The organism is Maricaulis sp. (assembly GCF_039978735.1).
GTDB lineage: Bacteria > Pseudomonadota > Alphaproteobacteria > Caulobacterales > Maricaulaceae > Maricaulis.
In genome coordinates, this window is record NZ_JBDWAS010000024.1 from 22901 (window position 1) to 46801 (window position 23901).

The 23901-nt window shown below is 65.4% G+C and carries 17 protein-coding genes; 3 read left to right on the forward strand and 14 right to left on the reverse strand.

Going from position 1 to position 23901, the window contains the following annotated elements; all coding sequences use genetic code 11:
* Positions 1-13 precede the first annotated feature (13 nt).
* The 7 genes from ggt to ABJO18_RS06875 form a co-directional block, all read right to left on the reverse strand.
* Positions 14-1780, reverse strand: coding sequence for a gamma-glutamyltransferase (gene ggt / locus ABJO18_RS06845; RefSeq protein WP_348508245.1), 1767 nt, complete (start codon positions 1778-1780; stop codon positions 14-16).
* A 37-nt stretch (positions 1781-1817) separates the two neighbouring features.
* A complete protein-coding gene (locus ABJO18_RS06850; RefSeq protein ID WP_291888707.1) occupies positions 1818-3059 on the reverse strand; it encodes a dicarboxylate/amino acid:cation symporter in 1242 nt (413 codons plus the stop codon).
* A gap of 3 nt (positions 3060-3062) precedes the next feature.
* Positions 3063-4664, reverse strand: a complete 1602-nt coding sequence (locus ABJO18_RS06855; protein ID WP_348515808.1) for an amidohydrolase family protein — start codon at positions 4662-4664, stop codon at positions 3063-3065.
* A 10-nt stretch (positions 4665-4674) separates the two neighbouring features.
* Positions 4675-7731, reverse strand: coding sequence for a TonB-dependent receptor (locus ABJO18_RS06860; protein WP_348515809.1), 3057 nt, complete (start codon positions 7729-7731; stop codon positions 4675-4677).
* A gap of 168 nt (positions 7732-7899) precedes the next feature.
* A complete protein-coding gene (locus tag ABJO18_RS06865) occupies positions 7900-8820 on the reverse strand; it encodes a LysR family transcriptional regulator (protein WP_348507210.1) in 921 nt (306 codons plus the stop codon).
* Between the two features lie 80 nt (positions 8821-8900).
* A complete protein-coding gene (locus ABJO18_RS06870; protein ID WP_348507209.1) occupies positions 8901-9776 on the reverse strand; it encodes an alpha/beta hydrolase in 876 nt (291 codons plus the stop codon).
* A 60-nt stretch (positions 9777-9836) separates the two neighbouring features.
* On the reverse strand, positions 9837-12173 hold the full coding sequence (locus ABJO18_RS06875) for a TonB-dependent receptor (RefSeq protein ID WP_348507208.1): 2337 nt from the start codon (positions 12171-12173) through the stop codon (positions 9837-9839).
* A 152-nt stretch (positions 12174-12325) separates the two neighbouring features.
* On the opposite strand from ABJO18_RS06875, the gene ABJO18_RS06880 reads away from it, so the two are divergent.
* Together ABJO18_RS06880 and ABJO18_RS06885 are read left to right on the forward strand one after the other, a co-directional pair.
* Positions 12326-13054: a TetR/AcrR family transcriptional regulator gene (locus tag ABJO18_RS06880; protein ID WP_348507207.1), complete on the forward strand. Its 729-nt coding sequence runs from the start codon at positions 12326-12328 to the stop codon at positions 13052-13054.
* Between the two features lie 181 nt (positions 13055-13235).
* Positions 13236-15020 (forward strand): methyl-accepting chemotaxis protein, encoded by a 1785-nt coding sequence (locus ABJO18_RS06885; protein WP_348507206.1) that lies wholly within the window; start codon positions 13236-13238, stop codon positions 15018-15020.
* A gap of 83 nt (positions 15021-15103) precedes the next feature.
* Here ABJO18_RS06885 and ABJO18_RS06890 read toward each other — a convergent pair whose 3' ends face one another.
* Positions 15104-16288, reverse strand: a complete 1185-nt coding sequence (locus ABJO18_RS06890) for a hypothetical protein (protein ID WP_348507205.1) — start codon at positions 16286-16288, stop codon at positions 15104-15106.
* Between the two features lie 169 nt (positions 16289-16457).
* Here ABJO18_RS06890 and ABJO18_RS06895 point away from each other — a divergent pair, with 169 nt between their 5' ends.
* On the forward strand, positions 16458-18221 hold the full coding sequence (locus tag ABJO18_RS06895) for a pyridoxal-dependent decarboxylase (protein ID WP_348507204.1): 1764 nt from the start codon (positions 16458-16460) through the stop codon (positions 18219-18221).
* 67 nt (positions 18222-18288) lie between these two features.
* Here the strand turns inward: ABJO18_RS06895 and ABJO18_RS06900 are convergent, their stop codons facing one another.
* The 6 genes from ABJO18_RS06900 to ABJO18_RS06925 all read right to left on the reverse strand — a co-directional run bounded on the left by ABJO18_RS06900 (position 18289) and on the right by ABJO18_RS06925 (position 23897).
* Positions 18289-20421, reverse strand: a complete 2133-nt coding sequence (locus ABJO18_RS06900) for a TonB-dependent receptor (RefSeq protein ID WP_348515810.1) — start codon at positions 20419-20421, stop codon at positions 18289-18291.
* A gap of 95 nt (positions 20422-20516) precedes the next feature.
* Positions 20517-20969 (reverse strand): pseudoazurin, encoded by a 453-nt coding sequence (locus ABJO18_RS06905; protein WP_348509136.1) that lies wholly within the window; start codon positions 20967-20969, stop codon positions 20517-20519.
* A gap of 87 nt (positions 20970-21056) precedes the next feature.
* Positions 21057-22106, reverse strand: a complete 1050-nt coding sequence (gene nirK, locus ABJO18_RS06910; protein ID WP_348509137.1) for a copper-containing nitrite reductase — start codon at positions 22104-22106, stop codon at positions 21057-21059.
* A 117-nt stretch (positions 22107-22223) separates the two neighbouring features.
* Complete coding sequence (locus tag ABJO18_RS06915) at positions 22224-22790, reverse strand: Crp/Fnr family transcriptional regulator (protein WP_348509138.1); 567 nt, start codon at positions 22788-22790, stop codon at positions 22224-22226.
* Between the two features lie 91 nt (positions 22791-22881).
* Positions 22882-23256, reverse strand: a complete 375-nt coding sequence (locus tag ABJO18_RS06920) for a hypothetical protein (RefSeq protein ID WP_348509139.1) — start codon at positions 23254-23256, stop codon at positions 22882-22884.
* Positions 23257-23318: 62 nt separating this feature from the next.
* Positions 23319-23897: a response regulator gene (locus tag ABJO18_RS06925; protein ID WP_348509140.1), complete on the reverse strand. Its 579-nt coding sequence runs from the start codon at positions 23895-23897 to the stop codon at positions 23319-23321.
* Between the last annotated feature and the right edge of the window lie 4 nt (positions 23898-23901).

Consider the following 23901-nt stretch of genomic DNA (forward strand, 5'->3'; position numbering starts at 1 on the left):
GCCTGTCGGCGCCCTACCAGCGATAGCCTGGCAGGGTGCCGACATTTCTGACCCCGGCCGCCCGGGCATCGGGACGCCGCGGATCCGCCGCACCCTCGAACACACCGTCCGCGATGCGGATGCACTGGGCGCTGCCGATCGTGTCGGAGAACTCGATCTCGTGGCCCAGGCTGCCCAGCAGGCGCAGCGTGTCGATCGACAGGCCGGGCTCCACTTCCAGCTCGTCCGGATACCAGTTCTGATGAATGCGCGGCGCCTGCACGGCCTCGGCAATGTTCATGTCGTGATCGATCACGTTCAGGATCACCTGCAGCACGGTATTGATAATGGTGGAACCGCCCGGCGTGCCGACGACGAGATAGGGCTCGCCATCGCGGAACACGATGGTGGGCGTCATGCTGGACGTCATGCGCTTGCCGGGTTCCAGCCGGTTCGCGACATTCGACTGCATGCCGCGCACATCATTGAGATGCGAGCGCAGGGCGAAGTTCTTCATCTGGTTGTCCAGCAGAAAGCCGGCCCCTTCGACGAGGGCGCCCGAACCGAAGGACGAGCCCAGCGTATAGGTGTTAGAGACGACATTGCCGGCGGAATCGGCGACCGAGAAGTGCGTGGTATCCGGGCTCTCGAAGGCAAGCGGATCGCCCGGCGAGACGGCGCTGGCCGGCGATGCCGACGTGCGCGAGACGTGACTGACGCGTTCCTCGGCATAGGCCTTGGAGATCAACGTCTCGACCGGCACCTGCACATAGTCCGGATCGCCCAGATATTGCGTGCGATCGGCATAGGCGAGCTGCATCACTTCCGACAGCGTGTGCAGGGTCGCGGCACTGTTCGCGCCCATCGCCGAAAGATTGAAGTGCTCCAGCATGTTGAGCATCTGCAGCAGGGCGATCCCGCCCGAGCTCGACGGCGGCATGGTCACGACCTCATGGCCGCGATAGGTGGTGCGGATCGGCTCACGCCATTGCGCTTCATACGCGGCAAGATCCTCCATCGAGATCAGCCCGCCATTGCGCTCCATGTCCGCGACGATGCGCCGGGCGATCTCGCCTTCGTAGAAATCGCGCGGCCCCGCGGTCATCAGCCGTTGCAGCGTCCAGGCGAGATCGGGCTGCACCAGCCGTTCCCCGAACCGGTAGGGACTGCCATCGGGATGGAAGAAGGCGGCGCGGGCAGCATCGGAACTCGACAGGCGGCGCTCGCCCCATTGCAGGGCCTCGGAGAGATCCCTTGAGACGACAATACCGTCCTGTGCGAGTGACATAGCGGGTGCAATAAGGTCCGCCCAGGGTAACACCCCGTACCGTTCGTGCACCGCGGCGAAGCCGGCGACGGTTCCCGGAACGGCGGCGGCGCGATGGCCGTAATTGGCCTCATCATTGATCCGCCCGCGGCGGTCGAGGAACATTTCCGCCGTCGCAGCAGCCGGCGCGGCCGAGCGGTAGTCGAGTGCCAGGACCCGGTCTTCCTCGGCGATATAGACCAGCATGTAGCCGCTGCCGCCCAGATTGCCGGCGCGCGGCAGGGTGACGGCGAGCGCGAAACCGGTTGCGATGGCCGCATCGACGGCATTGCCGCCGGCCGCGAGGATTTCAGCACCGACACGGCTGGCGATCTCGTTCTGGCTGACCACCATCCCGTCCTCGTCGACGACCGGATGGACAATGCTGCCATAGTCGAGCAGCGAGGACTGGGCCGCCGACGGACCGGTCGCGGCCGGAAGGAGTGTCGCGGCACACAGGGTGGCGGTGCAGAGCGTGCGAAGAAACGGCATCATGGCGGTTGTCCCCTGGATTGTCGGTTTTGGTGCGCGGCTATTCGACCGGCTTGGCCCGGTAGACCTCTTCGTCGATCTCGCCTTCCCAGCGGCCGACGACGGTGGCGACGCAGAGGTCGCCGGTGACGTTGGTGACGGTGCGGGTCATGTCGAGAATGCGGTCGAAGGGCAGGATGAAGCCGACCACAAGGGCGATCTGCTCCGGCGTCATGCCGATCGTCTGCAGCACGGCGGCGATCAGGAAGAGCGAGGCGGAGGGCACCGACGCCGTGCCGATCGACACCAGCGTGGTGGTCAGCGCGATCAGCAGATAGTCCTGCAGCTCCAGCGGAATGCCGAAAGCCTGGGCCGCGAAGACCGCCACGATGGCCACATAGAGCGCGGTACCGTCCATGTTCACCGTCGCACCCAGCGGCAGGATGGACGAGGCGACGGCGGGCTTGATGCCCAGATTGTGCTCGGCCGCCGACAGGGTCGAGGGCAGGGTCGCCGAGCTCGACGAGGTCGAGAATGCGACCAGCTGGGCCTCGCGCACCCCGCCCAGGAAGGGAATGACCGGCAGGCGGGCGAGGAATTTCACGAACAGGGCGTGCGTGATGACGATGTGCAGGAGACAGCCCGCCACCACGGTCACGGCCAGGACGAAGAGATTGGCAAAGGCGCTGAGCCCGCTCGTGCCCATCACCCAGGCGACCAAGGCAAAGACGCCGAAAGGCGCGAATTCCATGACGATGCCGGTGACGTTCAGCATGGTCTCGGCGCCTGCGTCGAAGGCGGATTTGAGCGCTTTCGTCTTCTCGCCGCCGATCAGGATGCCGGTCCCGGTCATCAGCGCGAAGAAGATCACGGCCAGGAGATCGCCCTGGGCAAAGGCGGCGAAGGGGTTTTCCGGCACGATCGCCAGCAGGCGCTCGGTCAGTCCCATCGGCTCGGACAATTCCTGCGGCGTCGCCCCGGACAGGTCGATCCCGTCGCCCGGCCGCAGCCCGGCCGCCAGCGCCAGGCCCAGCAGGATCGCGAACAGGGTGGTGGCCAGATAGAGCGCGATCGCCTTGCCGCCGATCGAACCGAGCCGTTTGGGATCGCTCATCGCCGTCACGCCCGAGACCAGGGTGACGAAGACGAGCGGGATGATCAGCATCCGGATCAGCCGGATGAAGAGATCGCCCACCCAGCGCAGATGTTCGACGGCATCACCGGCGAAATAGCCGGCCACAGCGCCGAGCGCGAGGGCCAGGAGAATGCGTTTCCAGAGGACGATATTGAACCAGAAAGACAAGGTTTATTCCTCGCACAGATCGATATGGCTGGTGTCGCGCAGGACCGGCTGGCCGGCCAGCGCGCCGGTGGTCGCGCCATTCTCGATGGCCAGCGCGCCGTTGACGAGCAGATAGCGCACGCCCTCGGACAATTCTTCCGGCGCGGCATAGCCGGCGCGCGGCGCAAATGATTGCGGATCGAAGACGACGATATCGGCGATATAGCCTTCGCGCAGATAGCCGCGCCCGGTGAAGCCGAACGTGTCGGCGGTGAGGCCGGTGCTGCGCCGGACAAAGCGTTCCAGCGACATCATCCCGCCGTCCACGACGAGATCGCGATAGGCCTTGGGGAAGGTTGCAAAGCGGCGCGGGTGCCCGGTCGACCCGTCGGACGCCGTCATCACCCAGTCCTGACCGGCGAAGGCTTCGATATCGGCCCCGTCCATGACGAAGGACGCAACGCGGTAGCCGCCGGAGCGGATGATGGCGATCGCGGTTTCGACCGCGTCCTCGCCGCGCTGCTCGGCGATGGCCGCCAGCGTGTGACCGCCCAGTGCCGGGTCGGCCCCGCGCAATGGCCGGGTGAGCAGCAGGGCCTCCGCCCCGGCGCGGCGGCGCAGATTGTCGTGCATTTCGGCCACCAGGCGCGGCCGCACCTCCGGATCGTCCAGCCGGGCCAGCAGCCCCTCGCGGCCGCCATCCAGCGCCCAGCGCGGCACCAGCGCATTGGCCAGCCGCGTGCCCGAGGCGCGCCAGGGATACTGGTCGGCCGTGACACGCAGACCGTTTGCACGCGCCGCTTCGACCCGTGCGATCACGGCTTCGCTCTGTCCCCAGACATCGGGACCGAGCGCCTTGATATGGGCGATATGGACCGGCGCGCCGGAGCGTTGGCCGACCGTGATGGCTTCCTCAATCGAGGCCACAAGTCCCTGGGAATAGCTGCTCTCGTCGCGAATGTGGCTGTCATAGAGACCGCCGCGCTCGGCAGCCACGGTGGCCAGCGCCACCACTTCGTCCAGCGGCGCGAAATTCTGCGGCGTGTAGTGAAGCCCGGTGGAAAAACCGATGGCGCCCTCGCACATTCCCCCTGCCAGCATGGCTTGCATGCGGGCGAGTTCATCGGCGGTTGCCGTGCGGTTGTCTTCGCCGATCACGGCGGTCCGGATCGGCCCCAGACCAACCAGAAAGCCGACATTGGGACCGATGCCCCGCGCCCGCAGGTCTTCAGCCAGGCTGCCAACGGCCGGCTCGCCGCCGCCATCATTGCCAACGACGACCGTGGTCACACCCTGGAAGAGAATATTGTCGCTGCGGCGGCGGTCGGCTTCGGCGGCCGCCAGATCCGCGAGAGCATGCGTGTGCGGATCGATGAAGCCGGGCGCAACGACCAGCCCGTCCGCAGCGATGATCCGGTCGGGCGTCAGCCCGCTCTCATCGAGCGCGCCGACAAACACGATCCGTCCGTCTTGCGTGACGATGTCGGCGATCCGGCCAGGAGCGCCGCTTCCGTCGACAACGGTGCCGCCCGTGAAAGCAAGCGTTTGCATTGCCGCGGCCGGAGCAGCCGGGACCAGGGCGGCCAGTGCAAATGCACCGGCCGCCTGAAGCGTCTTTGCAAGCATGGTTCCTGCCCTAGAAGGACTTGCGGACCGAGGCGTAGAGGAAACGTCCCCGTGCCGAATGCAGCGTTCCCAGATAGTTGAACGTGCTGTCGGCCAGCGGCGGCGCCTCATTGGTGAAGTTGCGCGCCCCGACCCGGACCCGGGTATTGTCCAGCACGTCTTCACGGTCGAACGTGTACTGGACATAGACATTGCCGTAATACCACTCGTCGACCTCGAACTGGGTACCGTCGCCGAGCGTCGCCCCGGTGTCCAGCACGGAACTGGTGTAGCGGCCGAACAGGCCGGCGCCCCAATTGCCGTTGCGCCAGGTGATTGAGGTCGTTGCCCGCCATTCCGGATTGCCGTCCTGGCGCAGCAGACCCGCCGCCCCGTCGACCACGAAACCGCTGAAGATCTCGCCGGCATCCTGGGCATCGATGATGGCCTGAGCTTCCGGGGAGGGCTCCTGATCGAAGGTGATCAGATGAGCCGCCGTCACGGAGACCCGGAAGTCGCCGAGCGGCGTGTCGTCGATATCGTAGAGGACCGTGACGTCGACGCCTTCGATCTGCCGCGGCAGGAGGTTCTGATAGGTGTCCTGCACCTCGATCACCTCGCCGACCGCATCGAGACCGGTCCCGGCAAAGTCGGCGATATCGTCGGCGCTGGGCGCCTCGCGGATCACCGCCGGATTGAAGGAGCCCTGGGTGCGCAGCAGGTAGTCGTAGGCGAGGTGGTTGTCGTCGCCGAAGATACCGATGACGTTTTCCTGCTGGATGTTCCAGTAGTCGACCGTGACCGTCAGATCGCCAAAGCGGCGATCCCAGAGCTGCGGCTGGAAGACGAAGCCATAGCTGTAGGTCGTGTTGGTTTCCGGCTCCAGCGTGCTGGACCCTTCGCGCACACTGACCGTCGACTGCGAGCGCAGGCACTCGTCGACATTGGCGATGCGGCCGGCGCGCAGATCGGCCTCGCAGAAGACATAGTCGAGGCGCGTGTTCGAGCGTTCCACGCCGCGCTCGTGGATCTGCGGCAGGTTCGGTGCCCGGAAGCCTTCCGAGTAGGAGCCGCGCAGCATCAGCCAGTCGGTCACTTCCCAGCCAATCGCCGCCTTCGGCTTCAGCACGTCGCCGACATCGGAATAATTCTCGTAACGCGCGGCCAGCTGAACATCGATGGCCTGCATCAGCGGGATATTCATGTCGCGGCTGACCAGCGGCACCGAGAGTTCGGCGTAGGAGGAGAAGACCGAACGGTCACCGGAGGAGTCCGGCGTCGGGCTGGACCCGAGCACATCGGATCCGAAGAAGTCGCCACTGATCGGATTGGTAAAGGTGATCGTGCCGTCCAGGCGATCGTCCCGATCGTCCTCGAAGGCCTCATGCCGCAGCTCTACCCCGAGCGCGACACCGACACCGCCGCCCGGCAGCTGGAACAGGTCCGGCCGCGAGGTCTTGAAGTCCCACAGACCCAGTTCGGTGGAGTTTTCCCGCGTCACATCGACCATGAAGCTGTCGATCGTGGATTGCGGGTTGGGCGTCGAATCGCCGTTGGAGAAGTCGACCAGATTGCCGCCGTTGAACGGGTTGTAGGCATCCGGCGTTTCCAGCGCGAGCGACTCCTGGAGCAGCGTGTTGGAGATGCGGTTCGTACGGTCTTCCGTGCTGGCCTCTGACCACAGCATGGCCGACTCCCAGTCCCAGGCCCCGAACGAGCCGCGCAGGCCCGCCAGAAGGCGGTAGCTGGTATTGTCGACATTGATGACACGCGGTCCGGCATCGACGAAGCGGTAGTCATTGATGATATTGGCCACGCCCGCATCCGGAATGTTCAGGCCGGGCAGACGGTTCGGATTGGCACTGCCGTCCGAGAAGGTGACCGGACCGAAGGGATTCCAGTAATTGCTGGCCGGCACGATAATGTCGGCGGCGCTGAGCGGCGAAGCCTGCTCGCGATGGGTCATGTAGTCGGACAGGTAGAGCCCGGCTTCGGCGAAGAATTCCAGCCCGTTGCCGAAATCGTGGTTGAAGAAGGCAAAGGCGTTGAACCGCTCATTGTCGCCATAGATCCAGCGGTCGAAGTTGGAATTGTAGCGATAGACCCGGTCCGAAGTGGAATTCTGCGTGCTGTTATCGATGCAGAGCCCTGCGCCCAGATCGGCCAGGCAACCGGTCACACTGTCCGGCTGGATATGCCAGTAGTCACCCGACGAGGTCAGCGCCGTTCCGTTCTGCCGGATGGTGGGCGTGTAGTTCCAGGTCTGGAACTCGCCGAAGGGCGAGTTGGTCGAACGGTTGTCGAAATCGGTGTCGCCCTCGAACGGCGTGCCGATCACCTGGTCGCGTGCGTCATAGCTGGCCGCATAATCGCGATCGGAGGCCGGCATGCCGGCGCGGTCCATATAGTCGATGAAGACCGAGAGGTTCGACTGGCCATTGTTGAAGTCACGGCCGAAGGCGATGCTGCCCTCGAGCTCGCGCAGCGAGGTGCCCTCGGACCCGCCATACTCGATCTCGGCCGTCAGACCGTCGAAATTGTCGCGCAGGATCGTGTTCACCACGCCGCCCACAGCATCCGTGCCGTAGATCGCGGCAGCGCCGTCGCGCAGCACTTCGACCCGGCGGACGCCGTTATTGGGGATGGAATTCACGTTCACCGTCGTCACCGGCACCAGGTTCTCGGTCTGATAGCCCGGGTGCAGAACCAGGCGGCGCCCGTTCAGAAGGACCAGCGTATTGCCCGAACCGAGCGAGCGCAGATCGACCGAGGCGACATCGCCGCGTGCGTCATTGACGCCACCCGCCGTGCGGCCTTCCTGGAAGGCGACATCACCGGCTTGCGGGATGGAGCGGAAAAGCTCGTCCATCGACGAGGCGCCGATCGCATCGAGATCGTCCGAGCCGATGACGGTGACCGGCAGCGCGCCGGTGATCGGTGTGCCGGCAATGTTGGAACCAGTGACGACAATCACTTCTGTTTCGTCATCGTCCTGCGGCGGAGCCTCGGCTTCCTGGGCATTCGCCACCTGCGAAAACAGAACGGTTGAACTGAGCAAAATGAGTTTGGAAACCCGCCCGACGGTCATAGCAATCTCCCCTGCATGACGGCGCCGACCCGCTCGTCCCTGTGACGAGGCAGCGCCCTGATCGCAAAGGCTTTCAGATTATGACGCGCCCGTGAAGGCGCGCAGCCGTAGTCAGTTTTTGTGCGGCTATAGACGAAGGTTATGCCCGCAATGCGGGCGTCCGGGCGCTCAGTGCACTGAGTGAGTTCGCGAAATCACCGCGCGCAGCACATCAAGGAAGCCATCAACCAGTTCCGCCTGGTTTGTGCGTTCGCCCGTGCCCGTGTCGACGGAGTCCGCCGTAACGGCGTTCACCGAGTAGCGGATCGGGTCCTGGAAACGCAGGAGACGGATCTCGGGGTCCTCGTTGAAAGCCGCCGTGAAACTGTCGATCACGGCAACACCGACACCGTGCCGAACGAGCGACATCGCGACATAGTAGGTGCGTGCCGTCACCACTTCGCGCAGCGTCACCCCTGCGCGGGACAGCTGGTCGCTGAACAGGTCTCCGCAAGGCCCGCTGTCGCGCAGGCCGATGAATTCCACGCCGTCCAGATCGGCCAGGGAAACGCTGTCGCGTCCGGCGAACTGATCGTGCCGGGCCACGAGCAGCAGCTCGCTGCGGCCAAGCTCCTGCGTGACCAGCCGCGCATTCATCGGTGCCCCGTATCCGATGGCAATGTCGCACCCCTGCTGGAACAGGGCCTCGGCGATCTCGCTGGAATGCAACGTATTGATCTCGAAGCTGACCTCCGGCTGGACCCTGCGATAGGTTGCGATCGCCTCGGGTACGATGCTCAGCCCCAGCGACGGCAGCACGCCCAGGCGGACATGTCCGCCCCGGCGCTCGCGGATATTCTTGGCCAGCTGGTTGAGGGCCCGGACATCGCCATAGACATCCTTGGCCTTGTCGAACAGTTCGTGCGCCGCCGCGGTCGGGATCAGGCCGGAGCGGCCGCGCTCGAACAGGGGATAGCCCAGCTGGTCCTCGGCGTGGCGCAACACCTTGCTGACCGAGGGCTGGGACACATTCAGCTCGCGCGCGGCGGCACTGATCGATCCGCAGCGGTAGACGGCATGGAAAATCTCGATATGACGCAAGCGTAGCACGATGACGGTCCCGGAGGTTGGCAGGGCCCAATAGGACCGGGCTTTTCCGGGCCGGACAAGTCCGCCGCATGCAGATCGATCTATCCGACCGCGTCGAAGAAGCCCGCCAGCGCGGTCCGGCTGTCAGGTTCGGACAGGTCCGGCGTATGTCCTGCGCCCGGTATTTCGCGCGCGCTGACCGAGGACGAGCACGCGGCCATCCGGGCAAGTGTCCGGCGCGACAGGATGTCGGAATGTTCACCGCGCAGAACCAGCGCCGGGCGATGGCGCGCCAGGCGGCGAAAATTGCGCCACATGACGAAGCGCGCCAGCGGCATCAGCCAGGACGGGGCCTGTGCGGCCACGGCGGGATCGTAGGTCGGTTGCATACTCCCGTCAGGCGTCTCGATAAACATGCGGGCGGTGAAGCGCCGCCAGTCGCTATCCGTGTAGTGCGGAAAGACATCGCCGGCGATGTGCTGCGCATAGGCAACGGCGCCGGCCCAGTCGGTAACGGCCGGCGCGCTCGAGGCATATCCGGATATCCGGACGATTCCGGCCTTCTCGATCGTCGGACCGATATCGTTGAGCACCGCTCCGGCCAGCCGGTGCAGATCGGTCCGGGCCATCTGCATCGCCACCATGCCGCCCAGCGACGTGCCCAGAATGTGAAACCGTTCGATGCCCAGATGGTCGGCGAGCGCGACGATGTCGGCGGCATAGACCGGCAGCCGGTAGCGCGCCGGATCGCCGGACGCCGACCGGCCACGCCCGCGCAGATCGACCGCCAGCGTCCGCCGGCCCCGGGCTGCCAGCCAGGGCGCAACGTCTTCATAGTCCAGACTGTTGCGGGTGAGGCCGGGAATGCAGATCACCGGAGTGCCGGTGGCTGCGGCGGGACCGTAATCGCGCGCGAACAGGTCGAGCCCGTCTTCCGAGGTCCAGCGGATCCCGGCCGCTTCTGTTTGTGAAGTCATGATCAGTCCTGTAGCCGGTCCGGCCGCCGGGTTGGCATCGGCGGCCGGTCCTTGCGGGGGTCAGTAGCGGTATTCCAGCGAGGCAAAGACCGTGCGCGGCGGTCCGTAGAAGCCGATAATGCTGTCGCCATAGGCCAGGCCGGGGAAGTAGTAGCCGCCCGTGCGATAGCGCTCGTCGGTCAGGTTGCGGGCATGCAGTCCCGCCCGCCAGCGGCCGGAGCCGGACGTCCACACCGCGCTGGCGTCGACAAGCGAGTAGCCCGGCTGGTCGATCTCGGGCGCAGGCGTCTCGAACATCGAGCTGTCGCTTCGCCAGGACACCGCCGCCCGCAGATCGAGCATGCCGCCGATCACATCGTCGGAATGGTGGCTGAGCGCCAGCGATCCGTTCCAGTCCGGCGTGTTCTGGAACTGGCGTGCGTCGGAAACGTCGGCCAGCACATAGGCCGGCGGCGGCGATCCATTGGGCACATAGGCCAGATACTCGTCGAACGCAGCGTCGACATAGCCCAGCGCCAGATCGAGACTGAACCCGCCGCCCAGCCGGGCCTGCGCTTCCAGCTCGGCGCCGCGAATGGTCGAGGAACCGACATTGTCGATGAAACTCACCAGGCCCGTGCCGACCGTGTTGACCTGCTGGCTTGTCACCTGCTGACCGTCATAGGAGGCGTTGAACATGGCCGCCGAGAACCGCACCCGGTCGTCGAACAGATAGCCCTTCAGGCCGATCTCCAGCGAGTCGACGGTTTCCGGATCATAGCCGTCCATCGTCGCCGGCGTTGCCGCTGCGTCGCCGCGCATGTCGAACCCGCCCGACTTGAAGCCCCGGCCATAGCTGACATAGGCGTTCAGCGTATCGCTGATCCGGTAGCTCAGCCCGATACGCGGCGTGAACTCCTCGAAGGCGCGCTCTGCGGTGTAGTCGGTGAGGATCTGGATCGGCGTATTGGGCGTGCCGGAGACCGGCGATCCCAGACCCAGATAATTCGCCTTGAACACGCGGCCGGTCTTTTCGTCGCGCGTCCAGCGCCCGCCGAGCGTGAGGGTCCAGCGGTCTGCGAGATCGAAGTCGAACTCGCCGAACACCGCAAGCGATGTCGTATCGACATGCCCGCTCGTGCCCTGGGTGAAGTTCGGCGTCGGCGAACCGGGAATGGCGGCCGCGCCGATGCCCAGCACCGTGTCATAACCGCCGCTGGCATAGGCATCGAGATAGTAGACGCCCGCCACGCCGCGCCAGCGGTCATGATCGAACAGGAGCTGGAATTCCTGCGAGAACTGGTCGTCGTCATAGACGGTCTCGGGCGCGAGTACGTCGAGGATCGGCGCCGGCGTGCCATCGAAATCGATGCCCTCGCCATGGGTCTCGCCATCGCGCCAGGCCGTCACGGTCTTGAAGGTGAGGTGATCGCTGATGGTCCATTCACCGGTCAGCGAGACGCCCTGGTTGATGACTTCGTTGGTCTCGTCGACACCCGCCCAGCTGTCATAGACATCGTCCGTAACCGGGAAGGCGCCGGCCGGCACATCGATCCCGAAAGGCGTCGTGATGGGCGGCGCACCGAAGGCGGCGGGAACGGGCAGTTCGCGATGGCCGGGATTGGCATTGCTGTCATCGTCCAGCCGGTCGGCCGTGAGGCGGAAGAACCAGTCCGGTGCCGGTTCGAACTCGACGGTGAGGCGCGCGGAAAAGCTTTCCCGGTTCCCGATATCGGCACCGTTCCACAGATTGGTGCCATAGCCGTCGCGCCGGTAGACCCCCAGCGCACCGCCGACGCGCAATCCGTCAGACAGCGGTGCCGAGCCGGAGACGATCAGATCGCGCTGATTGTATTCGCCCAGATTGGTCCGCACGGAGAAGGTCGGCTGGTCGTCCAGCCGTGCGGTGACGAACTTGATCGCCCCGCCGATCGTGTTGCGGCCATAGAGCGTGCCCTGCGGACCGCGCAGGACCTCGACCCGCTCGATGTCCAGGATATCGAGGATCGCACCTTGCGGGCGGGCGACATAGACATCGTCGATGTAAAGACCGATCCCCGGCTCGAATCCCCACAGCGGATCCTGCTGGCCGATACCGCGGATGAAGGCTGTCAGCGTGGAATTCGTCGCCCGTGCGACCTGAAGCGTCAGGTTGGGCGTGTTGCGCTGGAGCGCGGTGATATCCGTTGCGCCGGACAGGTCGAGCGCTTCGGCGCTCTGCACCGTCATCGCGACCGGCACGTCGATCAGGCTTTCCTCACGGCGGCGGGCCGTGACGACGATGGTATCGACCGCGCGTTCACCTTCGCCGGCCGGCGCGCTCTCCTGGGCCTGCGCAGCCGCTGTCGCCAGCAATCCTGCCAGCGCCGCACACGACATCAAATTGGCCCGCAAACACGAGCCGGTCCCCTTTTTCATGCTCTCCTCCCTCGGCGCATTTTTGCGCTTGCCGGCACGTTGGCGCCGGTTCGGGAGACATACTCAATATATTTATTTATTGGTCAATAAATTTATTGAGATGCATGCTTGCGCCTTGGCGCAGCAGGAAAAACGGTGCAAGACGGGAGGCCATGAGCAAGAGCATGATCGCAAAACCGGACACAGGCCCTGCCAGCCCGGCCCGACGGCGCCGGCGCCAGGCGGACCGCCGCGAGGAATCGCGCGAACGCATTCTCGATGCCGCCGAAGCGCTCTTCGCCGGGGCCGGTTTCGAAGCTGTCTCCATGCGCCAGATCGCGACCGAGTCGGGCGTCGATACGGCTCTGATCCACTATTATTTCGGCACCAAGGCCGGTGTCATCGACGCCGTTCTCGAACGCCGCGCCGACATGGTGAACGCCCGCCGGACCGCATCGCTGGACGCCTATGCCCGCGAGCATGCCGGCAAGATGACCGGACCCGGCCTGGTACGCGCCTATCTGGAACCGACGTTCAGCTTCATTCTCGACGGCACACCCGGCCATCGTCACTACGGCTCGGTTATCGCGCGCCTCAACAGCGCTCCGATCCCCGCCGAGATCGGGCATGATTCCTCACCCTTCGATGCCGTAACCCAGCGTTTCGTGGAATTGCTGCGGGAGGTGCGGCCGGATTGCTCGCTGGCCGACCTCTACTGGTTCTACCACATGATGTCCGGCGCCATCACGCTGTCGCTGGCCCAGACCGGCCGCATCGATCACCTCTCCGGCGGGCTGTGCAACTCCGCCGATGCCGCTACGATCCTGGAACGGATGTGCGAGATCTTCGGCCAGGGGATCGAGGCTCTGCCACCCACGATGGCAGACGGTGAAAACCCCTGAAATACAATGCTTTGTATCATAGAAAATGACGAGCCTCGCGGGACACGGAAATATCCCGCATGGCGGCTCGCGATTGCTGTCCCGCAGCCCCGCCGGACGCGCTTGCACGGGCGACGCAATTAGGGGGCGGTTAACCCGCCGGACCTACCTCCGCCAATAGTCCATTCCAGCGGAGTTTCGCATGTTCAGCCTGAAGAAGATCGTGGCAATTCTTTGCGTGGTGAACCTGATTGCCAGTGCCTTTCTTGTGTTCAGCGTCGTGAAACTCAACGCCTCGCACACCGAGGTGAGCGCCGCATTCGAACAGCAATACAATTCCTACCTGCTTGCGGACGAACTGCGGCAGAGCTCGGACGATCTGACCCGGCTGGCGCGCACCTATGTGGTCACGGGCGACGAAGCTTTCCGGGACCAGTACAACGCCATTGTCGAAATTCGCGACGGCACCCGTCCGCGTCCCGAAGACTATCACCGCATCTACTGGGACTTCGTGGCGGCCGGCGCTTCGGCACCGCGGCCGGCGACCGGGTCGGCCTCCCTCACCGAGCTGATGGCGGACGCCGGCTTCACCGATGCCGAATTCGCCCTGCTCGACCAGGCCAAGGCCAACTCCGACGCGCTCATAGCGCTGGAAGTGCGGGCCATGAATCTCGTTGAAGCCGTGGCATCGGGTCGCTCGTCCGATCCGGAGGGCGATCTGCGCGAGGCCCGCGAGCTGATGCACTCGGCGGACTATCACCGCTACAAGGCCGAGATCATGCAGCCGGTCGACGATTTCTTCGTGATGCTGGAAAGCCGGACGGGCGACCGGATTGCTGAAGCGCGCTCTGTCTCGCACTTCTACGAAACGCTGACCAATGTCTCGGTCGGACTGCTCATCCTGACCCTGCTCGCCTTTGCAGGCTTCGTCCTGACGCGGGTCCTGCGCGGCCTGAACACGCTTCAGGGTGCCATGGTGCGGATTGCCGGGGGCGATCTGGATGCTGAGATCCCGGCGGCGGACCGCACGGACGAGATCGGCCAGATGGGCCGTGCCCTGGAGGCATTCCGCCAGAACGCCATCGAGGTGAAACGCCTGGAGGAGAATGAAGCCCGCTCGAAGGAGCAGGCCGCAGAGGAGGCGCGGGCCCTGCGCAATCAGCTTGCCGGCGAGTTCGAGGGCTCTGTGGGGTCGATCGTGTCGGCCATCGCATCGGCGGCCCAGCAGACCCGCGCTTCGGCAGAGACGTTGTCGCGCTCCTCGGCCGCGACATCCGAGCAATCGACCGCCGTCGCAACGGCTGCCGAACAGGCTTCCGGCAATGTCCAGACCGTCGCCAGCGCCGCAGAGGAAATGTCCAGCTCCATTGCCGAGATCACCCGTCAGGTCGGCCGCTGCAGCGAAGTGACCAGTATCGCCGTGGAAGACGTCAGCAATACCGACGAACGCGTCCGCCAGCTCACCCAGTCCGTGTCCGAGATCGACAAGGTTCTCTCGCTGATCACCGCCATTGCCGAACAGACCAACCTGCTGGCCCTCAACGCCACGATCGAGGCGGCCCGGGCCGGCGAGGCCGGCAAGGGCTTCGCCGTCGTCGCCTCCGAGGTCAAGGAACTGGCCGGCCAGACCGCACGCGCCACTCACGAGATCGCCGGCCAGATCCGCGGCATCCAGGACTCCACGGAAGGGACCGTCGGGGCGATCCGCACCATCGGCAAGACGATCACCGACGTTCAGGAAATCGCCGCTGCGATCGCGGCCGCCGTCGAGGAGCAGAGCGCAGCGACCAGCGAGATTGCACGCAATATCGAAGAGGCTGCCAAGGGCACGATCGAAGTGACCTCCAGCATCACCCATGTCGCCACGGCCGCGTCGGAGACGGGTCAGGCCGGCAACGACCTGCTGGATGCTGCCCAGGACCTGTCAGACCAGTCGTCTGCGCTCAGCCGGCAGGTTGACGGCTTCCTCGCGCAGATCCGCGCCTGATCCCGCGACGGCTCCGAGCGCTCGAGAACATGAGCTTGAACCGGCAGCGGCACAGGTCCCTACTGCCGGTTCAAGCTGCGCGATCAATAGTCGAAGACCAGGCTCAGCCAGATCTTGGTCCGGTCTGCCGGTCCGCCCGCATCGCCGTCGAAGACGGCGGCCTTGGCCTCCGCCGACAGACGCTCGCTCAGCGCCAGGCCGGCCACGAGATCGAGCTCGGATCCATAGTCGATATCGCCGTCATCGGATGCGAAATCATGCCAGGCAAAGCCCAGGCTGACCGGTCCCGGCGCAGCATCCGGGAAGCGCCAGCTGCCGCGCACATAGAGGTCGCGCAGACCGTCGGCCGGGGTCGACAGGAAGACATCCGCCGCGCCCTGGAATTTGTGCAGCGTGGCGAGCGGCGTCTGGAAGCCCTGCACTCCGTCGCCGCCCAGCACCTCGATCCCGCCGCCGATGGAGAGATTTCCGGACCGGTAGTCCGCTTCGGCCCGCAGATAGGTCAGGTCGAAATCGCCGGTACTGGCGCCGTAGTCGGACTGATTGGCCAGTTCGAACCGGTAGGCGATCGCCTCGTGCGTACCGGTCAGGCGCAGCCCCAGCGTCTGTGAGGACAGGGCCGGCGCATTGTCGAAATCGAGCAGGAGCGCGAAGGCAGCAACTTCGCCCAGCGGTGTGTCCACGCGCGCCTCGCCGGCGTGGGAGGCACTGTCCAGCTCGCCCAGCGGGTGGTCGTCGCCGAAAATGCGGTGGACGCGATCGATATAGGTGTAGTCCAGCGTCACCGGCCAGCTGTCGCCGCTGGTGATCCGTATCGCGTCGACCGACTGGCTGTTCTGGCGAAAGCCGACCGGCCCGGCAAAGCGCTGATCGCCCAGCACGAACCATTGCCGCCCCAGCGTGACGCCAACACCGGTCTCACTACGCCAGGATATCTGCGCCCGGTTCAGCTCGGTGATCTCCGGATCGGCGACGACCGGATAGCCCGGATTCGGGGTGACGGTATCGGCGAAATCGTCGATCAGGTGCGCGGTGTTTTCACCCTCCAGCAGAACGGAGAACCCGTTCCGGCGCGGTGTCTCGAAGCCGAAACGGGTCCGCAGGGTCAGCGCCGAAGCCGTCTCTGCCAGGCCGTCCTGGTCGACGTTTTCATAGCGCAGGCGCATGTTGAGAATGAGATTGTCGGCCAGACCGTCGTCTGCGAGCGCGGATGAGGACAACACGACCGGCGCGGCCAGCGCGGCGGTGGCAAGAAGCAGGGCTTTCATGATGGGAACTCCCGGGATTGTGACCCGTCCTCGATAGGCCCGTTGCCGCCACGTCCAATTGCGCCAGCGCAAGCGAGCGGCGCAAAGCCCTGGTTTGACCTGCGTCAAAAGGCCGGATGCCCGATCGTGCGAAAAAGCGCAGCCTGCACCGCCAAAAAAGGGACGATCCATGACTTCACGCGACGACGCCGTGGGCGCAAAGGCCTACTTCCCCGGTCCCAAGTCGGAGAACGAGGCCTGGGTCCGGGCCGAATTCCAGGCCATTCTCGATGACTGGTTCGACTGGCGCAAAAGCGACCGCACCGGCGATCCCGTCGCGATCAGCCGGGACGACCGCCTCTCCGCCGGTTTCCTCGCCGAGCGCGAGCGGATGAGCCAGGAGCTCGATACGCTCAAGACGCTGATGCGGCGTGAAACGCCGACCTACTCGCCGCGCTATGCCGGCCACATGGTGTCGGAGCTCACCCTGCCGGCCCTGTTCGGCCAGCTGACCGCCCTGCTGCACAATCCGAACAATACATCCAAGGAAGTCTCGCGCGTCGGCACCGTGATCGAAGCCGAAGCCATCGGCATGCTGGCGGAGATGATCGGCTATGACCCGGCCACGGCCCGGGGGCATTTCACCTCCGGCGGAACGGTGGCGAATTTCGAGGGGGTCTGGCGGGCCCGCTACCGGCTGGATCACTGGCTGTCACTGGCGCTGTGGATCGCCGAAAACACCGGCGAGCCCCTCAATGTTTTCGAGGCCGCACACATGGGCTGGACACGCTATGCCGCCCTCGTGAAGCAGCACGCCCCGGACCCTGATGCGCTGCGCAACTGCAGCGCCGTGGCGGGCAATCCGGCCGACGTGTTCCGCCGCCTCTCCAGGGCCGCCGGGCATCACTATCTCGGCCCGGTCGTGCTGGTTCCGGCGAGCAAGCATTTCTCCTGGCGCAAGGCTGCCAATGTGTTCGGGCTGGGTGAAGAGGCCTTCTGGGAAATCGGCCTGGACGCCGAGGGGCGTTTCGATCTTGCTGATCTGGAACGCCGGGTGACCGAGGCGGAAGCCGCGGCACGGCCGGTGCTCGCCGTCGTTTCGGTTGCCGGCACGACAGAGACCGGCGAGATCGATCCGATCGACCGCATCGCCGACCGGCTGGATCAGTGGCGGACCGAGCGCGGCTGGCGGATCTGGCACCATGTCGACGCCGCCTATGGCGGTTTCCTGTGCACGATTCCGGGCGGTCCGCATGAAACCGTCCTCCAGCCCGCGACGATCGCCGCACTGAAGGCCGTCTCGCGCGCCCATTCGGTGACGATCGACCCCCACAAGCTGGGCTTCGTGCCCTATGCCTGCGGCGCGTTTCTCGCCCGCGACGCCGACCACTACACGGTCTCGGTCTTCGACGCGCCCTATCTGGAGCGGCCGCAGATCTCCGACGATCCCTGGATATCGACGCTGGAGGGGTCGCGCTCGGCAGCCGGAGCGACGGCTGTCTGGCTGACCGGCCGCACGATCGGCTTTGCGCCCGACCGGTTCGGCGCCCTGCTGGCCGGCATGATCCGGTCGGGCGATGTCTTCCGCAACGAGGTCCTGGGCGATCTTGACGGTGTGCATGTACTCGAACCGGTCGATGCCAATATCGTGTGCTTCTCGCTCGGCACCCCCGGCGAAGCGCTGAGCGCGGCCAATCGCCGGACCCGGGCCCTCTACGACGCCCTGTGTGCCGCCGGCGATTTCGTCGTCACGACCACCACGCTGGGCAGCGTCAATCATCGCGGCCAGATCGGGCGTCACATCGCCAGGTTCGACGGCAAGGCGGACGAAGCCCGGCTGGTCCTGATCCGGTGCGTCTTCATGAACCCCTACTGGGCCAGCGAAGCCATACGCGACGCGATGGTGCCACAATTCGCCGCCACGATCCGGCAGGCTCTGGCCACGCTCGATTGAGATCGCGGCAAAGAAAAAGGGTCGCGATGTCCCGCATCGCGACCCTCCAGTTCCCCGGATTGCGCGGTCAGAAGGCCGCGCTGATCCGGGCGTAGGCGCCGCGCCCCTGACCTGGCAGGCGGTCACCCACGGCCACGTCGCCACCGGCGACGCGATTATAGCCGGACAGGTGTCTCTCATAGGTCTCGTCGAACAGGTTCTCTACGCCCAGCGTGACGAGGACATTGTCCCGGGCATACCAGTCGAGATTGGCACCGAAGACCGCATAGCCGTCGGTCGCCTGCTCCGAATTGGTGGCTGAAACACGATCCTGTTCGGCCACGAACTGGCTCTCCAGCGACACGCTCCAGTCCGCCTGCTCATAGGTCAGGTCGAGCAGGAGGCGCGCCGGGGCCATCCGGTAGAGCGGCTCGTCGATATCGCGGCGATCGCCCTTGACGAGGGATGCCACGCCATCGATGCGCCAGGCGCGGGACAGCCGCCAGCCGAAGTCGGCATCCACGCCGAAGAACTCGGCGTCGACATTGGCAAAGCGCAGCGGTGTGGCATCGCCATTCATCATCGAGACCATTTCCACCGGCGTATCGATCACGCCCGGCGTGGCGTCATAGGCAACGCCCTGGATGAAATCGTCGACCCGGCGGTAGAAGACGGTCGGGCGGACATAGACGCTGTCGCCGCGCCAGTCGAAGCCGGCCTCGATACTGTCGGCCGTCTCGGGCTCGAGATGCAGGTCGCCGACATAGGTATTGCCGTCGGCCAGGCCGCCGCTGGCGCCCGTGGGCAGCCAGGCATAGCGCTCCACATAGGACGGCATGCGCGTCTTGCGGGCCAGGGTGAGACGCCAGGTCAGCGGACCATCCGTGTGCCGCCAGAAGCGCGCCACCGCATCGACCGTCGTGTCGTCATGCGCACGATCGGCCATGTTGAACATGCCGGCCAGCATCTGCGCCCCGGCCGGAACTGCCGCGCCCGTACGGGCAGGGCCGGCATCGTCGGAATGCCAGTCGGCGCGGATACCCAGCTCGCTTTCCAGCGACAGGATCACGCCTTCCCACTGGGCGTAGGCGCCAGTGCGTTCGATCGTTATGTCCGGCAGCGAGCCGAGGAAGAAGGCGGCATTGTTCGGATTGGAGATCAGAACATCGTGTTCGGCCTCTTCCCGGTCGATACCCAGTTCCAGATCGCCGCCCAGGGCCGCAAATCCGAGGGACAGCTCGGCAGAAACCGTGTTGGCCGTTGCCACCGTATAGCGGTGCCGCATCGGATCGGGATTGGGGCGCTGGGAGAAATTGTCCATGCCATGGCTGACATCCGTCCAGCCAATGGCGGCGTCGATGGCGATGCCGCCGGCCACGCCTTCATAGGCCAGACGTGCAACATCGGTTTCGACATGCTCGATATCCATCGCCAGCGCCGCATTGCCCGTCGGCCCCGTATCGAGACGGCGATAGTCGAGCGACACGGCATGATCGCCGCTCGCCAGCCCGCCGCCCAGGCCATAGACCGTGCGCTCGTGATGGCTGTTGGGAATGTCACCACCGGAGAAGGCGATATCGCCGCCCTCCTCGCGCGAGAACAGAAGCTGGAAGCGCCGGCCTTCGCTGGCACCGCCCGCGACACCGCCCACGGCATAGGATCCGTCGACACTGCGCACGGAGGCCATGGTCTGCGTCTCGTATTCGATCTCGTGACCGGACGCGAAGTCGACGCCCTTGAGGATGACATTCATGCCGCCGCCCATGCCGGGCCCGCGGCTGACCGCGGCCACACCGCGATCGACCTCGATGCGCTCGACCAGCGGCATCGGCGCATAGTGAAGCGGGGGATCCATCAGGTTGGGGCCACCGGACATCACCGCAGCCCCGTCGATCGCGACGGGCGCACGCGAGCCGAACAGGCCGCGATACTGGACCTGGCCGGAGATCGAACCATTGTCGACAAGCGCCGCACCGGGCAGACGCGCCACCAGGCTGGCGGCATCAGGCCCCAGCAAGGGCGCCTGTTCGGGGGAGACGTGCTCTTCGATGGTCACGTTCGTGGTGATCCGGAAGCCGGTGACCACGATGACATCCTGGACAGCGGGCGCCGCCGGTTCTTCGGGGCGTTGATTGACGTGTTCGGACGCGCTGGCGGCACTTCCCAGGGAGATCGCCGCGGCGAGGGACGCGCTGGCGAGATAAAGCGATTTGCGTGACATGGCGGGACTCCACGCGGTGAATAAGGTCAGGGAGAAGAAGGGTGCGGACGGCAGCGCAAGAGAGGGAGGGAGGACGCGCCGCCGCCCGTGGAAGATCAGTCGTCGATCTGCTGGAAGAGGGCTTCCATGCGCTGGCGGGCACGGCCCGGCTGGCGCACACCGGCAGCCGCGTCCAGGTTCGGGGCGTCGCCCTCGCCGACCTTGATCAGGGCCACCATGCCCAGACCGTAGTGCGGCAGGCATTTCACGCCATAGACGCCATCGGCCGTGAAGGTGACGGAGACATCCTCATTCATGCGGCCACGGAAGGTTTCACCACCTTCGGGCACCATGCCGGGAATGGTTTCGGCATTGTGGGCCCGGTCCGTGGCGACGAAGGTCACCGTGTCGCCCGGGGCGACTTCCAGATAGGCCGGTTCGAAAACCATCGACTGGCCGTCGGCGCCGCGGTTGAGCATATGAATTTCATGGTCTTCCGCCAGAGCTGTGCCGGCCGGCAGGGCGGCGGCGAAGATGGCGGCGGCGAGGGGGAGGAGAGCGCGTTTCATTGGGGTCAGGCCTTCTTGGTTTGGGACAAGGTGATGAAGCGGGGCGGCATGGGGAGGGAGGCCCGCCCCGCTTCCTCGCGATCGGGCCTAGTGGCCCGAGTCTTCAGAGACGCCGCTGAGCGGCTCGAAGATTTCCGGGTTTTCCGGTCCTTCGACGTGGAGGATGCCGGCCAGGCCGCGTTCGACGCGCGACAGGGCGTGGTCGACCAGGATGTAATTGCCCGGCACTTCGAGCGCGAAGTCGACGGCGACGGCACCACCCGGTGCGACCGTCACGGTCTGTACGTCGCTGATGGTCTCCGAGGTGAAGGAACCGAAGGGATAGATCTCGTCAAAGATCTCGCCGATCACGTGGAAGGACGACGTCTTGTTCGGGCCGCCCACGCCGAAGAAGATGCGGACGGTCTCGCCGACCCGGGCCTGCAGCGGGTTGTCCCGCAGGGCACCGGCTGCGCCGTTGAAGACGTAGTATTCCGGCTCTTCGTCGAGCAGCTTGTCGATGCTTTCGGTGAGGTGACCCGGCGTGCCGAACTCCTCTTCCGTGTAGATCTCGCCCTGCATGACGTAGAATTCGCGATCGACGGCCGGCAGGCCGTCTTCCGGCTCGACGACGATCAGGCCGTACATGCCATTGGCGATGTGGCTGGCGACCATCGGCGTGGCGCAGTGATAGACATAGACGCCGGGGTTGAGTGCCTGGAAGACGAAGGAGCGGGTCTCGCCGGGGCCGGCCAGCGTCGCGGGAGCGCCACCGCCGGGGCCCGTTACCGCGTGGAAGTCCACATTGTGCGGCATCAGGCTGTCTTCGTGATTGGTCAGGCGGACTTCCACCGTGTCACCGACGCGGACGCGGATCATCGGTCCGGGGACCTGATGGTTGAAGGTCCAGTAGGTGTAGGTCGAGCCGTCGGCCAGCTGGCCTTCCAATTCCACCGTTTCCAGTTCCACCAGGTGGCGCTGCGGCTCACGGGCGGTGATCGGAGCCGGCACTTCCGTGGGGTCGCGGACGATATTGGCCGCCGGGGCCGCATCGTCCTGGCCATAGGCCAGCGGCTGGAAGATGAAAGCCGCCGCAGCGGCCACCAGTGCGGTCGCGGTGCCAGCGATGAGGACGTTTTTCAGGCTGCGGGTTTTCATGTCTTGCACTCCGTTTGAGCAGCGTTGTGATGATTGGGGTTTAGGCGTTCCGGGCGGTTCACGACTTGCGCTTGAACAAAAGAAACGGGAATTCCGCACCCGGACTGGGGAGAAAGGTCAGGCGGCCAGAGCGCCTTCGATGCGGTAGGTTCGCTTGCCGGTCACGACGAGGCGGCGTTCGCGCATCCAGCGGGAAAACAGGCGCGAAACCGTCTCGATGGTCAGGCCGGTATAATCTGCGATTTCCTGCCGGGTCATCGGCAGTTCGATATCGCCGATCGGGGTGGACAGCCGGTCCGACACGATGATCAGGAATTCCGCCAAGCGTTCCGCCGCCGATTTCTGGGCCAGCAGGGTGACATGGCGGCGGTCACGGTCGAGCCGTCCGCGCATCTGCTGGAAGATGTATTCGGCCCAGACCGGATCCGACAGGGCGGCATCGCTCGGCGCCGAGACCAGTTCGACCTCGGTGATCGCCTCGGCATAGTGATCCAGCTCACCGTCGAACTGGAAATGGAGGAGTTCGCCAGCCGTGACGAAGTCGACGATCTGGCGACGGCCGTCCTCGAACAGGTTGAACACCATCACGACGCCGCGCTCGACCCGGAAAAGATCGGTGGCGCGGTCACCGGCGAAATAGACCGGGGTGTGGCTGGCCAGTGTGCGGCGGGTTTCCTGGATCATGGTTCGGGCTCCGGCGTGGTGCGTTCGTGAGCCCTTGTTTGTCAGACCGGCCGCCGCGAAAAAATTCGCATCACCGCGTACGGGATTTCCCCTATGCGCTGCCCCGGCCGTCGGTGGCGGCCCTCAAGGCGTCCAGGATTTCGGTCGCGGCGAGCGGCTTGCGCAGGATCTGCACATCGCGCGTTCCAGCCAGCCGGCCGCGGAGCAGTGCAGGGGATTGCGCCGTCAGCAGGATGATTGCCGGACAGACGCTCAGCGTGCCGCGCCAAGTCAGCAAACGGCGGATGTCCGCGTCGGTGGCCAGGTCGGCAATAATGATGCCGGTTCCCGGTGGTCTCGCGCCAGCAATAGCCGCATCAACGGTCTCGAAGACCGTGAGCGCAAAGCCCAGCGCCTGTGCGAACGCCTGGAAGGCATCGCTCACGGACGGGTCGGCTTCGACGAGTATGATGGCCAGCGGGGTCATGACCCGACAGGCTCTAGCGCAGAGACACGTCGCGTGCTTTGCGCGAAATCAATCGCGGGCGGTCAGCGCGACATCAGGCGGACAAGCTCCGCCACATTGCGCACACTCAGCTTGGCAAAGACACGTGCGCGGTGGATCTCGACCGTGCGCGGACTGATGTCCAGCTCGCGCGCGACCTCCTTGTTGGTCAGCCCCCGATTGAGGGCATCGGCAATGTCACGCTCGCGATCGGTCAGGCCCGACAACAGGGCATCCGCATCACCGGACGGCTGGCGTCCGGCATCCAGAGCATGCGCCATCGCCGCCTCGATCGAGGCCGGCTTGAAAGGTTTCTCGACAAAGTCGTGCGCCCCGAGACGGATCGCCTCGACCGCCGTTGCGATATCGCCATGCGCACTGATCATGATCACCGGAAAGGATACGGGCGTCAGGCGTCTCAGAACGTCGAGACCGGAGAGCTGGGGCATTTTCAGATCGAGGAAAGCGATGTCGGGCGGTGCATCGCCGACCTGTTCGATAAAGGACAGGCCGTGCGCATGCAGCGTCAGGCGACGGCCGGGACCATCGAGTACCGCCGCCAGCCCTTCGCGGACGGCATCATCGTCATCGGTGATGGCGATCGAGATTTCGCCTGCGGGCATACGG

Excerpts from the sequence above, each read along its gene's own strand:
- ggt (WP_348508245.1), bottom strand. The coding sequence starts at position 1,780 with ATGATGCCGTTTCTTCGCACGCTCTGCACCGCCACCCTGTGTGCCGCG.
- ABJO18_RS06855 (WP_348515808.1), bottom strand. The coding sequence starts at position 4,664 with ATGCTTGCAAAGACGCTTCAGGCGGCCGGTGCATTTGCACTGGCCGCC.
- ABJO18_RS06860 (WP_348515809.1), bottom strand. The coding sequence starts at position 7,731 with ATGACCGTCGGGCGGGTTTCCAAACTCATTTTGCTCAGTTCAACCGTT.
- ABJO18_RS06870 (WP_348507209.1), bottom strand. The coding sequence starts at position 9,776 with ATGACTTCACAAACAGAAGCGGCCGGGATCCGCTGGACCTCGGAAGAC.
- ABJO18_RS06875 (WP_348507208.1), bottom strand. The coding sequence starts at position 12,173 with ATGAAAAAGGGGACCGGCTCGTGTTTGCGGGCCAATTTGATGTCGTGT.
- ABJO18_RS06880 (WP_348507207.1), top strand. The coding sequence starts at position 12,326 with ATGAGCAAGAGCATGATCGCAAAACCGGACACAGGCCCTGCCAGCCCG.
- ABJO18_RS06885 (WP_348507206.1), top strand. The coding sequence starts at position 13,236 with ATGTTCAGCCTGAAGAAGATCGTGGCAATTCTTTGCGTGGTGAACCTG.
- ABJO18_RS06890 (WP_348507205.1), bottom strand. The coding sequence starts at position 16,288 with ATGAAAGCCCTGCTTCTTGCCACCGCCGCGCTGGCCGCGCCGGTCGTG.
- ABJO18_RS06895 (WP_348507204.1), top strand. The coding sequence starts at position 16,458 with ATGACTTCACGCGACGACGCCGTGGGCGCAAAGGCCTACTTCCCCGGT.
- ABJO18_RS06900 (WP_348515810.1), bottom strand. The coding sequence starts at position 20,421 with ATGTCACGCAAATCGCTTTATCTCGCCAGCGCGTCCCTCGCCGCGGCG.
- ABJO18_RS06905 (WP_348509136.1), bottom strand. The coding sequence starts at position 20,969 with ATGAAACGCGCTCTCCTCCCCCTCGCCGCCGCCATCTTCGCCGCCGCC.
- nirK (WP_348509137.1), bottom strand. The coding sequence starts at position 22,106 with ATGAAAACCCGCAGCCTGAAAAACGTCCTCATCGCTGGCACCGCGACC.
- ABJO18_RS06915 (WP_348509138.1), bottom strand. The coding sequence starts at position 22,790 with ATGATCCAGGAAACCCGCCGCACACTGGCCAGCCACACCCCGGTCTAT.
- ABJO18_RS06920 (WP_348509139.1), bottom strand. The coding sequence starts at position 23,256 with ATGACCCCGCTGGCCATCATACTCGTCGAAGCCGACCCGTCCGTGAGC.
- ABJO18_RS06925 (WP_348509140.1), bottom strand. The coding sequence starts at position 23,897 with ATGCCCGCAGGCGAAATCTCGATCGCCATCACCGATGACGATGATGCC.